General features: G+C 69.6%; 9 protein-coding genes. 6 read left to right on the forward strand and 3 right to left on the reverse strand.

Features of this window, described 5'->3' with window-relative positions; translation table 11 throughout:
* Positions 1-67: 67 nt before the first annotated feature.
* On the reverse strand, positions 68-547 hold the full coding sequence (locus tag CP978_RS03995) for a general stress protein (RefSeq protein WP_043437550.1): 480 nt from the start codon (positions 545-547) through the stop codon (positions 68-70).
* Positions 548-691: 144 nt separating this feature from the next.
* Between CP978_RS03995 and CP978_RS04000 the strand changes: the two genes are divergently transcribed.
* A complete protein-coding gene (locus tag CP978_RS04000) occupies positions 692-1321 on the forward strand; it encodes a DedA family protein (RefSeq protein WP_043437552.1) in 630 nt (209 codons plus the stop codon).
* Positions 1322-1394: 73 nt separating this feature from the next.
* Here the strand turns inward: CP978_RS04000 and CP978_RS04005 are convergent, their stop codons facing one another.
* Positions 1395-2546, reverse strand: coding sequence for a glutathione-independent formaldehyde dehydrogenase (locus CP978_RS04005; protein WP_043448103.1), 1152 nt, complete (start codon positions 2544-2546; stop codon positions 1395-1397).
* 489 nt (positions 2547-3035) lie between these two features.
* Here CP978_RS04005 and CP978_RS04010 point away from each other — a divergent pair, with 489 nt between their 5' ends.
* Genes CP978_RS04010 through sbnA form a run of 5 tightly spaced genes read left to right on the forward strand, consistent with a single transcriptional unit; the run spans position 3036 to position 12096 of the window.
* Positions 3036-5636 (forward strand): Pls/PosA family non-ribosomal peptide synthetase, encoded by a 2601-nt coding sequence (locus CP978_RS04010; RefSeq protein WP_227745608.1) that lies wholly within the window; start codon positions 3036-3038, stop codon positions 5634-5636.
* A gap of 13 nt (positions 5637-5649) precedes the next feature.
* The gene (locus tag CP978_RS04015; RefSeq protein WP_043437554.1) at positions 5650-8922 is read left to right on the forward strand and encodes a non-ribosomal peptide synthetase; all 3273 of its coding nucleotides are present in this window, start codon (positions 5650-5652) and stop codon (positions 8920-8922) included.
* A gap of 40 nt (positions 8923-8962) precedes the next feature.
* A complete protein-coding gene (locus CP978_RS04020) occupies positions 8963-9970 on the forward strand; it encodes a TauD/TfdA family dioxygenase (RefSeq protein ID WP_043437557.1) in 1008 nt (335 codons plus the stop codon).
* Positions 9967-11043 carry a 2,3-diaminopropionate biosynthesis protein SbnB gene (gene sbnB / locus CP978_RS04025; RefSeq protein WP_043437562.1) on the forward strand — a complete coding sequence of 359 codons (1077 nt, stop codon included), beginning with the start codon at positions 9967-9969 and terminating at the stop codon, positions 11041-11043. The genes CP978_RS04020 and sbnB overlap by 4 nt, the downstream gene beginning before the upstream one ends.
* A 36-nt stretch (positions 11044-11079) precedes the next feature.
* Positions 11080-12096 carry a 2,3-diaminopropionate biosynthesis protein SbnA gene (gene sbnA / locus CP978_RS04030; RefSeq protein WP_043437565.1) on the forward strand — a complete coding sequence of 339 codons (1017 nt, stop codon included), beginning with the start codon at positions 11080-11082 and terminating at the stop codon, positions 12094-12096.
* 45 nt (positions 12097-12141) lie between these two features.
* Here sbnA and CP978_RS04035 read toward each other — a convergent pair whose 3' ends face one another.
* The gene (locus CP978_RS04035; protein ID WP_043437566.1) at positions 12142-13302 is read right to left on the reverse strand and encodes a glutathione-independent formaldehyde dehydrogenase; all 1161 of its coding nucleotides are present in this window, start codon (positions 13300-13302) and stop codon (positions 12142-12144) included.
* Positions 13303-13456 lie beyond the last annotated feature (154 nt).

Genomic DNA, 13456 nt, shown 5'->3' on the forward strand with positions numbered 1-13456 from the left:
CACGGACCGCTTCCCGTTCTCCCGGTCGGCTGTACGGACCCTCGGTGGAGCGGGAGCCCGCGTCCCGTCAGCCTTCGCGCCAGCCCAGCTTGATGAGCATGTTCCTCGCTTCCTCCGCCACATCGGCCTCCGCGACCACGTCGTAGCGGGCGGCGACGATCTGGTTGCGGGAGGCGAAGTCGTGCCGGCCCCCGGTGAGGGCGTGGCCGGTGAAACCGAAGAGGGCGCCGAAGATCGCGCCGTAGAACAGTCCGCTGAGCATCAGCACGATCACATGATGGTGGCCCGCGGCGAACAGCGACAGCAGCAGGCCGATGAGCAGCCCGAACCAGGCTCCGGAGCCCGCGCCGGCCAGGGCGGCCCGGCCTCGGGTGAGGCGGCCCAGCACCGTCTCCACCATCCGCAGGTCCGAGCCGATGATCGCGGTGCGTTCCACCGGGAACCTGTTGTCCGAGAGGAAGTCGACCGCGCGCTGGGCGCGCTCATAGGTCGGATAGGAGCCGACCACCGGGCGGTCGACGGGTGCCGTGGGCGGATGCTGGGTCATCGCAGCTCCCTCCGGGTCGCCTCCCCCGTCAAGCAGCCTCCTGCGCCGCGGCACCCGTCGCAAGGCGGGCGGTTCCCGCCGGGTCGGCCGCGCCGGAGCGGGGAGCAGAAGCCGACGGGCCGCGCGGCGACGTACGGTGGACCCATGGAGCCGCCGCTTCCGGGCCCGCTGGCTCATCTGGCCCCGCTGCTCGGCCACTACGGCTACTGGGCCGTCGGCGTCGTGATCCTCGTCGAGGACTTCGGGGTCCCCGCGCCCGGAGAGACCATCCTGATCGCGGCCGGGATCTACGCCGGGGCGGGACGGCTGGACATCGTCACGGTCGCGGTGCTCGCGTTCGTCGCGGCGGCCGTCGGGGACAACATCGGCTATCTCATCGGCCGCTCCGGAGGACGCCCCTTCGTCCATCGCTGGGGCCGCTATGTGTTTCTGACCCCCGAACGCTTCCGCACGGCCGAGGAGTTCTTCACCCGGCACGGCGGCAAGGTCGTCACCGTCGCCCGTTTCGTCGAGGGGCTCCGCCAGGTCAACGGCCTCATCGCGGGCACCAGCGGCATGCCCTGGCCCCGTTTCCTCGCCTTCAACGCGCTCGGTGCGGCGCTGTGGGTGGCGTTCTGGGTGACCCTCGCCTATCTGGCGGGTACCCATGTCACCGCTCTGTACGGGGTGATCTCCCGCTACCAGCTGTATGCGCTGATCGCCCTGGGGGTGCTGGTCGCCGCGCTGATCGCCCGCCGACTGCTGCGTCGCCGCCGCCGGCACCGCGAGCCGTGACCCGGCGCACACCCGGGGTCCCGGGCCGGACGGGACCCCGGGTGTGCGGCACACATGGCCGTGAGGCGCCGGACTACGCCGCGAGCGCGTGGCCCGGGTGCAGCACCACCTTGGTGTAGCCCTCGACCCTCTTGTCGAACTTCTGATAGGCCTGCGGTGCCTGTTCCAGCGGGAGTTCATGGGACACCACGAAGCCGGGCCGGGCACGGCCCGCGATGATCAGATCGCGCAGCTGGCGGTTGTAGCGCTTGACGTTGCACTGACCGGTGCCCATCTTCTGACCCTTTTCGAACATCTTGCCGATGGAGACCAGAAGTTGGCCGTGCCGGGCGTGTTCATCGGATGCGCCCGGATCGGAGGGCACATAGAGGCCCGGCACACCGAGCCTGCCGGTCGGCCGCACGGTCTCGACCAGGGCGTTGAGGACGACGGCCGGTTCCTCGTGGCTGGCGTCGTGCGCCTGGGCCTGGTAGCCGACGGCGTCCACGCCCTTGTCGGTGCCCTGTCCCCCGGTGTGCTCCTTGATCTGCTCGGCCGGGTCGCCCTTGGTGAAGTCGATGGGGATGGCCCCGATCTCCTCCGCCTTGGCGAGCCGCTCCGCCACCCGGTCGACGCAGAACACCTTGGACGCGCCGCGCAGCAGTGCCGAGTAGGCGGACATCAGTCCCACCGGGCCGGCCCCGTAGACGGCCACGCTCTCGCCCGGGGACACCTCGGCGAGTTCGCATCCGTGGTAGCCCGTCGGGAAGATGTCGGCGAGCAGCACGAAGTCGGTCTCGAACTCGTTTCCCGGCGGCAGCTTCAGACAGTTGAAATCGGCGTACGGAACCCGCAGCCGCTCCGCCTGGCCGCCCTTGTACGGCCCCATCGCCACATAGCCGTAGGCCCCGCCGGCGAACCCGGGATTGACGGTCAGGCAGAAGCCCGTCTCCCCGGCGAGACAGTTCTTGCAGAATCCGCAGGCGACATTGAAGGGCATCACCACACGGTCCCCCTGGGCGAGGGAGGTCACTCCGGAGCCGGTCTCCTCGACGACGCCGAGGTTCTCGTGTCCGAAGACGATGCCCGGTTCGGCCGCGGTACGGCCCTCGTACATATGGAGATCCGATCCGCAGATCGCGGTGGAGGTGACCCGTACCAGCACATCGTTGGGATGCTGGATCTGCGGATCGTCGACGTCCCTCACCGTCACGCTGAAGGGCTTCTCATAGACGACTGCTTTCACCTGGGTCACCTCCGCGTCGAGCGCCGGACGACGGCGGCGACGGACGGGCGGCCACAGTGAACTCACGCGGCGACATGGGCCCGGCCTGCTGCACCATGGCCCCGGGACACGCCCGCTTCACCGCCGACTACCTCCAGGTAACGCCCGTACGGCGGGGGCCGCAACCCACACCGTGACGGCCTCGGCCCGCCCCTGACGGCGCTCCTCGGTGCCGGACCACAGCTCCGCCGAACGGGTGACGGGTTACTCCTTCCAGCGGTGCGGAGGGCGAGAAATGCCACCATGGGATTCCGCTGCCGGTCTGTTCCGGCGATCCGATCCGACTGGCACCGTGACGCCGGGTGGCTGACACTGAATCGCGTGGTTTCGTGATCACGTAGGGACGCGGGACCTCATGCCTTCCGGATTTCTCGGTCCGGCCCTTTCCGGGCACGAGGACATCGGACCGGAGACCGGCCGATGGTTGTCGAAACATCTCGAGGAGCTCGAATAGTGGAAAAGTCTGCCGAGTTCTTGGAATCCGAGCCCGACGGCCCCGTGGCCGCCGGACCCGGCAGGGCCGATCCGACGACGAAAGACCGGCAGACCGCGGAGCGGAAACTCGCCGAGGTGCTGGCCGAAATCGTGAGCGTCGACCAGGTTTCCCCCGACAGCCATTTCTTCAGCGACCTCGGCGCCAATTCCATGGTCATGGCCCAGTTCTGCGCGCGGATCAGGAAGCGGCCGGACCTGCCGTCCGCCTCCATGAAGGACATCTACCGGCATCCCACGATCCGCAGTCTGACGGCGGCCCTCCTGCACACCATGCCCGCTCCTCCCGCCGGCGCGCCCGCCCCTTCCCCCACCCCCGCGCCGGTGGCGCCGGAGGCCCCCGCGACGCGGCCGAGCACGCCGAGGTACATCCTGTGCGGAACTCTCCAGCTGCTGATTTTCCTGGGGTATTCCTTCGTCACCGGGATCGCCACCACCCGGGGATACGAGTGGGTCTCCGACGGAACCGGCCTCGTCGACATATATCTGCGGTCGGTCGCATTCGGCGGCCTCGGATTCCTCGCGGTGTGCACCTTCCCCATCGCGGCCAAATGGATCCTCGTCGGCCGCTGGAAGCCCCGCGAGTTCCCGGTCTGGAGTCTGACGTATCTGCGCTTCTGGGTCGTCAAGGTCCTGCTGCACGCCAATCCGATGATCCTCTTCATCGGCAATCCGCTGTATGTGATGTATCTGCGAGCGCTGGGCGCGCGCATCGGAAAGGGAGTGACCATCCTTTCCCGCAATGTTCCGGTGTGCACGGATCTATTGACGATCGGCTCCGGTACGGTCATCCGCAAGGATTCGTTCTTCCTCTGCTACCGGGCATACGCGGGACGCATCCAGACCGGCCGGGTCACCCTGGGCAGCAAGGTGCTCGTGGGCGAGAAGACCGTGCTCGACATCGGCACATCGATGGGTGACGGGGCCCAGCTCGGTCACGCCTCCGCCCTGTACCACGGCCAGTCGGTCCCGGAGGGAGAGCACCACCACGGGTCACCCGCACAGCCCACCGAGATCGACTATCTGAGGATCGGACCGGCCCGGTGCGACACCTCACGGCGGGCAAGCTTCGCGTTGCTCAGCCTGCTTCAGCTGTTCGCCCTGTATCTCCCGCTGACCGTGGGCGGGGTGTACATGCTGTTCACCGAGGTTCCCGCGCTCGGCGACCGGCTGGACCCGGAGAACACCGATCTCTCCCCCATCCACCTCCTGACCGACACGCTGGCGCTGTCACTCGTGCTGTTCTTCGGCTTCGTCGTCGTGGGGATCGCCGTGCTGTTCGGCCTTCCGCGCCTGCTCCGGCTGGCCGTCAAGCCCGACACGGTCTATCCGCTCTACGGCTTCCACTACGCGGCGCACCAGACGATCGCCCGACTGACGAACATCAAGTTCTTCACCTGGCTCTTCGGCGACAGCTCCTACATCGTCCCCTACCTGCGCGGCCTCGGATACGACCTGTCCCACGTCGAGCAGACCGGATCGAACTTCGGCACGGAGGTCCAGCACGATTCACCGTTTCTCGCCACGGTCGGCCGCGGGACGATGGTGGCCGACGGGCTCTCCATCATCAACGCGGACTACTCCAGCACGTCCTTCCGGGTGTCCCGGGCCACGATCGGAGCGCGGAGCTTCCTCGGCAACAACATCGCCTATCCCTCGGGCGGCAGGACGGGGGAGAACTGCCTGCTGGCCACGAAGGTGATGATTCCCCTCGACGGTGAGATCCGCGAGGGCGTCGGGCTGCTCGGCTCACCGAGCTTCGAGATCCCCCGTTCGGTGGAGCGCGACTCACGGTTCGACCATCTGCGGACCGGGCAGGAACTGCGCCGCCACCTCGCCGCGAAGAACCGCTTCAACCTCCGCTCGATCACCTTGTTCCTGCTGGTGCGGTGGCTGCACGCCTTCGCCCTCACGGCGTTCGGCCTCGTCTCCGTCCATCTGTACGGCGCGGTCGGGCATCTGGTGATCGCCGCCTATCTGGTGATCACGGTCGGGTTCACCGCCCTGTACTACGTCCTCGTGGAGCGCTGCATCGGGTCGTTCCGCCGGCTGCGCCCCCAGTTGTGCTCCATCTACGACCCGTACTTCTGGTGGCACGAGCGGCTGTGGAAGGTGCCGGACCACTACCTCAACGTTTTCAACGGCACGCCCTTCAAGAACGTGATCTGGCGACTGCTGGGCGTCCGCATCGGCAGCAGGGTCTTCGACGACGGCTGCTATCTGACCGAACGCACACTCACCGCCATCGGCGACGACTCCACGCTCAACGCGGGGAGCAAGATCCAGTGCCACTCGCAGGAGGACGGCACCTTCAAGTCCGACCACAGCACGCTCGGCGCCGGCTGCACCCTCGGGGTGGCCGCTCATGTGCACTACGGCGTGACGCTGGGCGACGGCGCCGTACTGGCCCCCGACTCCTTCCTCATGAAGGGCGAGGAAGTCCCCCCGAGCGCGCGGTGGGGAGGGAACCCGGCCGCGGAACTGCCGGACATGCCCGAGGAGTCCCCCTCCGTCGGCTCGGCAAGGGCGGCAGAGACGTCCTCGGCGAACGTGAGTTGAGGAAGGCCATTCGATGGGAGCGAATGTGCAGGCTGACCGGGAATTCTGGAGCGATGTGCTGACCTCCGGCGGTTTCACCGCCGTTCCACGGTGGGCGCGGATGCCGACGGCGGGCGTGTTCGAGTACGCCGCGCCGGTGCCGGAAGACGTGGCCGAGAAGATCCGTGGGCTGGCCGCGGAGCTCGGGGTGCCGGAGAGCGCCGTGCTCCTGGCCGCACACGCCAAGGTGCTGGCCGTGCTCTCGGGTGAGCGGGACGTGGTGACCGGTTATGTCGCCGGGGCGGGCAGCGAGGCGCTGCCGTGCCGGCTGAGCGTCGCGCCCGGGTCATGGCGCGCGCTGGTGTCCGAGGCGCAGCGCGTCGAGGAGGAGATGCTGGCACACCGGGACTTCGCGGTGGACGAGCTGCGGCGGGAGTTGGGGGTGGCCGGCCCTTCGTACGAGGTCGTGTTCGACCCCACCGGAACGGAGAGCGGGCTGGCCGACGGCATCGCGCTGGGCGTGAGCTGGTCCGACCGGGACGGAAGGCCGACCGTGCGGCTGCGCTATCGCACACAGGTGCTGGACGCCGAGGCCGCGGCCCGGGTCGGCGGCTATCACATGGCCGCGCTGGCCTTGATGGCCGCCGACGCGGACGCCGAACACGCACGGCAGAGTCTGCTCTCGGCCGAGGAGGTGCGCTATCAGCTCGAAGGACTCGCCGGGCCGCGCCGGAGGCTGCCGGAAGGGCGGGCGCACGAGCTGTTCGAGCAGCGGGTGCGGGCGCATCCGGAGGCCGTGGCGGTGGTGCGGGGCGATCGCACCTGGACCTACGGGGAACTCGACGCACGCGCGAACCGGTTGGCACGGGCGCTGCTGGCGCGGGGGCTCGGTCCGGAGGACGTGGTGGCCGTCGTCACCGATCGCACGCTCGACTGGCCGGCCGCGGTGTTGGCGGTGTTCAAGGCCGGGGGCGTCTATCTACCGGTCGAGCCGCACTTTCCCCCCGCCCGTATCGCGGCGACCTTGTCCCGTGCCGGGTGCCGGCTGGTGCTGACCGAGCGGGACAGCACGCACACCCTCGACCAGGCCCTGGCCACCCTCCCGGAAGCCGAACGGCTGCTGATCGAGGAGGCCTACGCGGAGGACCACCCCGGCGACGACATCGGGACGGAGGTCGACGCCGGCCGGCTCGCCTACATCTACTTCACCTCCGGTTCCACCGGCGAGCCGAAGGGGGCGATGTGCGAGCACGCGGGGATGCTCAACCATCTCTACGCCAAGATCGACGACTTGGGGATCGACGAGGGCGTGGTGGTCGCGCAGACGGCCCCGCAGTGCTTCGACATCTCGCTGTGGCAGTTGCTGTCCGCGCTGCTGGTCGGCGGACGCACCCTGCTCGTCGAGCAGGAGGTGATCCTGGACGTGGAGCGGTTCGTCGACACGCTCGTCCGTGGCCGGGTCGGGGTGGTGCAGGTCGTGCCCTCCTATCTGGAGGTCGTGATGGCGTACCTGGAACAGCATCCCCGTGCGCTGCCCGACCTGAGGTGTGTGTCGGTGACCGGCGAGGCCCTGAAGCCGGAGCTGGTACAGCGCTGGTTCGCGATCCGGCCGGGGATCACCCTGGTCAACGCCTATGGGCTGACCGAGACGTCCGACGACACCAACCACGAGGTCATGGACGGGCCGCCGGAGGACGGCCGGGTGCTGCTGGGGCGGGCCGTCAGCAATGTGCGCGTCCATGTCGTCGACGAGCATCTGTCGCTGGTGCCGCTGGGTGCCCCAGGAGTGATCGCGTTCGGCGGGGTCTGCGTCGGGCGGGGGTATGTCAACGATCCCGAGCGGACCCGCGCCGCCTACCGGGAGGATCCGTTCCGGCCGGGCGAGCGCCTCTATCTCGGGGGCGACTGGGGGCGCTGGCATCCCGGCGGCAAGCTGGAGTTCCTCGGGCGCCGGGACAACCAGGTCAAGATCCGTGGTTTCCGAATCGAGACGGGTGAGATCGAGAACACCCTGATGCGGGTTCCCGGGGTGCGCGACGGTGCGGTGGTCGTCGCCGAGCGGGCCGGCCGGAGCAAGCATCTGATCGCCTTCTACACCGGCCGGCAGCAGCAGGTGGAGGTGTTGCAGCAGGCGCTGGGCGCCGCGCTGCCCGCGTACATGGTCCCCTCCGCCTTCCACTGGCAGGAGTCCCTGCCGCTGACCGGCAACGGCAAGATCGACCGAAAGGCCCTGACCGCGCTCGCCGAACGGAACACCTCGGTCCAGGAGGGCGACGCCCCCGGGCGGCACGACCGCGTCCCGCGCACCCCGGGCGAGCGGAGACTGGCGGCAGCCTGGGCCGAGATCCTGGGCGTCCCCGAGCACCACATCGGCCGGCGGGATCATTTCTTCGGCTCCGGCGGCACCTCGCTCTCGGCGGTGAGACTCAGCATCGTGCTGGACCGCGCGGTGTCCCTCAAGGACATCACCCGCCATCCGGTGCTCGCCGACCTGGCCGCGCTCCTCGACGGCACCGCCCGGCGGCGCACCGAGCTTCTCCAGCCCCTGTCCCGGACGGCGGGCGTCCCCCCGGAGTGCGCGCTGGTGTGCTTCCCGTACGCCGGCGGCAACGCGGTCAACTACCGGCCGATGGCCGACACCCTGGCGGGCAACGGGCCCACGGTCCACGCCGTGGATCTGCCCGGTCACGATCTGGCCGCCCGGAGCGAGGCGTTCGCTCCGATGGCGCAGGTGGTCGGGCAGGTCGTCGACGAGATCATCGAACACGGCCTGGACAGGGTCATGCTGTGGGGCCACTCCTCGGGCGCCGCACCGGCCCTGGAGACGGCCAGGCGGTTGCGGGAGCGCGGGGTCGAGGTCAAGCGGGTGTTCCTGGCCGCGCAGTTGCTCGGCACCGCAGCCGAAAGACGGGCCGCCCTCGCCGAGCTGTCGGCGCTGAGCGACGCCGGCATCGCCGCGACGCTGACCTCGGACAGCGGCTACACCGAGCTCGGTGAGCTCCATGCGCGCCATGCCGCGCACATCGGCGCCGCCTACCGGCACGACTGTGCCGACGCGCACCGCTACTTCGCCGAGCTGCTGGAGAACCCGCCCGCGGTGAGACTGCCGGTACCCGTCACCGTGGTCGTCGCCGCCGACGACCCCCACACTGCCGGTTTCCGCGACCGGTTCCGCGACTGGGAGCTGCTGGCCGAACAGGTGGACCTGGTCGAACTCGCCGACGGCGGCCACTACTTCCTGCGCACCCGGCCGGCCGGCGCGGCACAGGCCGTCCTGGGCGCCCCCGAACCACTGACCTCCTCCTGAGTCCCCTCGCGCCCCCGAGCGACAACCGAAAGGAAACCAGATGTCGTCCTCCTCATCCGTGGCCCCCGTTCTCCAGGTGGAGCGGGAGCCGGGCAGACCTCCCCTGGTGCATGTCGAGCCCCCCGGGGACGTGCGCGGCTGGGCGGCCGAGCACCGCGAGGCGCTGCGTGCCCGGGTCGACGAGCACGGGGCGGTCCTCGTCCGCGGCCTGGGGCTGCGGGAGGCGGACCAGGCCGGTGCCGTCCTCGCCGCGCTGGCCGGTGAGCTGATGACGGAGCGTGAGGCCTTCGCTCCCCGGAAGAGCCACGGCCCGGGGCTGTACTCGTCCACCGAATGGCCCTCCAACCAGCCCATGTGCATGCATCATGAACTGAGTTACGCGCTGGACGTCCCCGGTCTGATGCTGTTCGCGTGTCTCACCGCGCCCGGCGAGGGCGGGGCGACCGGGATCGCCGACGCCGAGCGGGTGCTCGAGGCGCTGCCGGCCGCGCTGACCGAGCGTTTCGAACGCGAGGGCTGGCTGCTCACCCGCAGCTACAACGACGAGATCGGGGCGTCCCTGGAGGAGTCGTTCGGCACCGGGAACCCGGTGGCCGTCGAGCGTTACTGCCGCTCGCACGCCATCGACTTCGCGTGGCAGTCCGACGGTTCGCTGCGCACCCGGCAGCGCCGCAGCGCCGTGGTGCGACATCCGCTCACGGGCCGCCGCTGCTGGTTCAACCAGATCGCCTTCCTCAACGAGTGGACGCTGGCCCCCGAGGTGCGGGAGTACCTGGTGGACGTCTACGGGGAGGACGGGCTGCCCTTCAACACCCGCTTCGGGGACGGGAGCCCCCTCGGTGAGGACATCGTCGAGACGCTCAACGCCACCTATGAGGAGCACACCCTGCGTGAGCCCTGGCAGGCCGGCGATCTGATGCTGGTCGACAATGTGCGCACCGCACACAGCAGGGAGCCGTTCACCGGGGAGCGGCAGGTGGTGGTCGCCATGGCCGAGCCCCGGCGACTGGCCGACGGATGCCCGTCCCCGGAGGTGGACGGACGATGAGCAGGACGCCCTCCCCCGCCACCCGGCCCGGCGGCTCCGGGCCACTGCGGGCACCGAGCTTCGCGGTGATCTCCGGCGCCGAGGTGCGGGAGACGCTCCGGGGACGCGAGAAGCACATCGTGGAGCTGGTCGAGACCACCTATCGGCTCCATGGCGCCGGGGACTCCGTCAACCCGCCGTCGTACTTCCTGCGCTTCCCCGACCGCCCCGCGGACCGCATCATCGCGCTGCCGGCCTCCCTCGGCGGTCCGATGCAGGTGGACGGCCTGAAGTGGATCTCCAGCTTCCCGGGCAATGTGCAGGCCGGGATCCCCCGGGCCTCCGCGGTCCTGCTGCTCAACGACCACGCCACCGGCTATCCCTTCGCCTGTCTGGAGAGCTCCATCATCAGCGCCACCAGGACCGCGGCCTCCGCGGCGCTGGCGGCCGACTGGCTCAGCCGCGGCAGGTCCCGCCCCACCCGTGTCGGGTTCTTCGGCACGGGCCTGATCGCCCGGTACATCCACGCCTTCCTGACCGGCACCGGCTGGACGTTCGACGCCATCGGGGTGCACGACGTGTCCGCCGACAGCGTCGCCGGGTTCCGTGGCCATCTGGAGCAGACGGCCACCGCACGGGCCGGCGAGATCACCGTCCACGAGCGTCCCGAGGATCTGATCCGCTCCAGCGATCTGGTGGTCTTCGCCACCGTCGCCGGCCGGCCCCATGTCACCGACCCCTCCTGGTTCGCGCACCACCCGCTGGTCCTGCATGTGTCCCTGCGCGACCTCGCCCCCGAGATCCTGCTCGCGTCGGCGAACTTCGTGGACGACGTCGAGCACTGCCTCAAAGCCGACACCTCCCCCCATCTGGCCGAACAGCTCACCGGAAACCGCGATTTCCTGGACGGCACCCTCTACGACGTCATGACGGGACAGGTGAGACCGCCGGCCGACCGGCCGGTGGTCTTCTCCCCCTTCGGCCTCGGCGTGCTCGACCTCGCCGTCGGCAAGTACGTCTACGACGAGGTCACGCTGGCCGGGCAGCTCCACCTCATCGACGACTTCTTCCATGAGTTGCGCCGGTACGGCTGAACGCCGTGTCCGCCGGCCTGGCATCAGGAGGCCACCGTGCCCGTCATCTCCGCTCCTCATGCTTTCAACGAAAGCCAGCTCTATGTCGACCTTCGGTCGATCTTCGGGCGCGCCTTGTACCTGAAGTGCGAGGGGTTCAACTTCGCCGGCTCGATCAAGCTGAAGGCCGCGGTCGAGATGGTGGAGAACGCCGAGCGGGACGGACTGCTGACGCCGGACTCGATCATGGTGGAGTCCTCCTCCGGAAACCTGGGGGTGGCGCTCAGCGTGATCGCCGCGAGCAAGGGCTACCGGTTCCTGTGTGTGACGGACTCCCGTTGCAATCTGTCGACCCGGCTGCTGATAGAGGCGCTGGGCAGCGAGGTCCACATCATCTCCGACCTGGACGCCAACGGCGGTTTCCTCGGGGCGCGCATCGAGTACGTACGCGGGCTGTGCGCCTCCGACCAGCGCTATGTGTGGCTCAGCCAGTACACCAACCCGGGTAACTGGCAGGCGCACTACCGCAGGACGGCACCGGAGATCGCCCGTCAGTTCCCGCGCCTGGACGTGCTGTTCGTCGGCGCGGGAACCACCGGCACCCTGATGGGCTGCGCCCGCTACTTCCGCGAGTGGCACCGCCCGGTGCGGATCGTCGCGGTGGACAGCGTCGGCTCGGTGATCTTCGGCGGCAAGCCGGGCCGGCGGATGATTCCCGGCCTGGGCATGAGCATGCGCCCGCCGCTGCTCGACGAGTCCTATGTCGACGAGGTGCTGCAGGTCGAGGAGGCGGACACCATCCGCGCCTGCCACCGTCTGGCCAGGAGCGGCTTTCTGTTCGGCGGTTCCACCGGGACCATCGTCAGCGGCGCGATGGACTGGATGGCCCGGAACGAGGACCGTGACATCACGGCGGTGGCCATCGCCCCGGACCTCGGCGAGCGCTACCTCGACACCATCTACCAGACCAACTGGCTGCAGGACCTCTACGGCGACCAGGTACTGGGCCCCGACGAGGTCGCCGGCCCCCGGGGCAGCGAGCCGGCCCCCCGGACGACGGGGCCGAATTCCTAGGGCCGCGTCAGGCGACGTCCGGACGGCCGGGCCCCGGGCCCGGGCTCAGTGGGAGCCGTCGGGGTGCAGGACGACCTTGGTCCAGCCGTCGTCCCGGGCGTCGAAGTGTTCATAGGCGTTCGGCGCCCGGTCCAGGTCCAGCTCATGGGAGACCACAAAGCCCGGCTCCGCCCTGCCGCCCGCGATCAGATCGCGCAGACCGCGGTTGTAGCGCTTGACCGGAGCCTGACCGGTGCCCATCCGCTGGCCCTTGAACCACATCAGACCGTAGTCGATCGGCACCTTGCCGTGCGCCTCCATCTCGTTCTGCGCCTCGGCTCCGCCCGGGTCCTCGGGGATGAACACGCCGACCACCCCGATGGAGCCGGTGAACCGCACCGTGTCGATCAGCCCGTTGAGCGCGAGGGAGGCGTCCTCGTGGCCGCCGGCGTCATGCGCCTGGTAGCCGACGCACTCGCACCCGTTGTCCGCGCCCAGACCGAGGGTGGCCTCCTTGACGACCTCGGCCGGATCCTGTTCCGCGCAGTTGATGGGCAGGGCCCCGATCGACTCGGCCACCCTCAGCCGGTCCGGCTGGTGGTCCACCACCCACACCCGGCCGGCGCCCTTGAGGAGCGCCGAATAGGCCGCCATCAGCCCCACGGGCCCGGCCCCGAACACCACGGTCTGGTCCCCCGGCTTCACCTCGGCCATCTCGGTGGCGTGGTAGCCGGTGGGAAAGATGTCCGCCAGCATCACATAGTCGTTCTGGCGTTCGACTCCGTCCTCGCCGAGGCGCAGGGCGTTGAAGTCGCCGTAGGGCACCCGGAGGAACTCGGCCTGGCCGCCCTGATAGGGGCCCATGTCGGCGAATCCGAACGCAGCACCGGCCATGTCCGGCTCGGGCTGCATGGTCAGACAGTAGTTCGTCAGGCCCCGTTCGCAGTTCTTGCAGAAGCCGCAGGCGATGTTGAACGGCAGCACCACATACTCGCCGACCTGGACCTTGCGGACCGCGGGGCCGACCTCGATCACCTGCCCGAGGTTCTCATGCCCGAAGGTACGCCCGGCCTGGAACGAGGTACGGCCCTCGTACATATGAAGATCCGAGCCGCAGATATTGGTGGTGGTGATCCTCACCAGGATGTCGCACGGATGCTCGATCTTCGCGTCCGGCACGTCCTTGACGGTGACGTTCCGGGGGCCTTCGTATACCGCTGCTTTCATGGCGTCTCTCCCAGCGTGCAGGGGGTGCGGACGCGGCCTTCCTCGGCCGTTCGCCCCGGGGCGGCGACGGCGCCCCACGGCCCGCACCGGCGGCGGTCGAGTACCCGAAGGCGTCCCGCACACACGCCCCGCCCAAGCGGTGCGCGCGCCCGGG

Origin of the sequence: Streptomyces nodosus (genome assembly GCF_008704995.1) — a bacterium.
Classification (GTDB): domain Bacteria; phylum Actinomycetota; class Actinomycetes; order Streptomycetales; family Streptomycetaceae; genus Streptomyces; species Streptomyces nodosus.

Coding starts and splice junctions, on each gene's coding strand:
- CP978_RS03995 (WP_043437550.1), bottom strand. CDS start 547: ATGACCCAGCATCCGCCCACGGCACCCGTCGACCGCCCGGTGGTCGGC.
- CP978_RS04000 (WP_043437552.1), top strand. CDS start 692: ATGGAGCCGCCGCTTCCGGGCCCGCTGGCTCATCTGGCCCCGCTGCTC.
- CP978_RS04015 (WP_043437554.1), top strand. CDS start 5,650: ATGGGAGCGAATGTGCAGGCTGACCGGGAATTCTGGAGCGATGTGCTG.
- CP978_RS04020 (WP_043437557.1), top strand. CDS start 8,963: ATGTCGTCCTCCTCATCCGTGGCCCCCGTTCTCCAGGTGGAGCGGGAG.
- sbnB (WP_043437562.1), top strand. CDS start 9,967: ATGAGCAGGACGCCCTCCCCCGCCACCCGGCCCGGCGGCTCCGGGCCA.
- CP978_RS04035 (WP_043437566.1), bottom strand. CDS start 13,302: ATGAAAGCAGCGGTATACGAAGGCCCCCGGAACGTCACCGTCAAGGAC.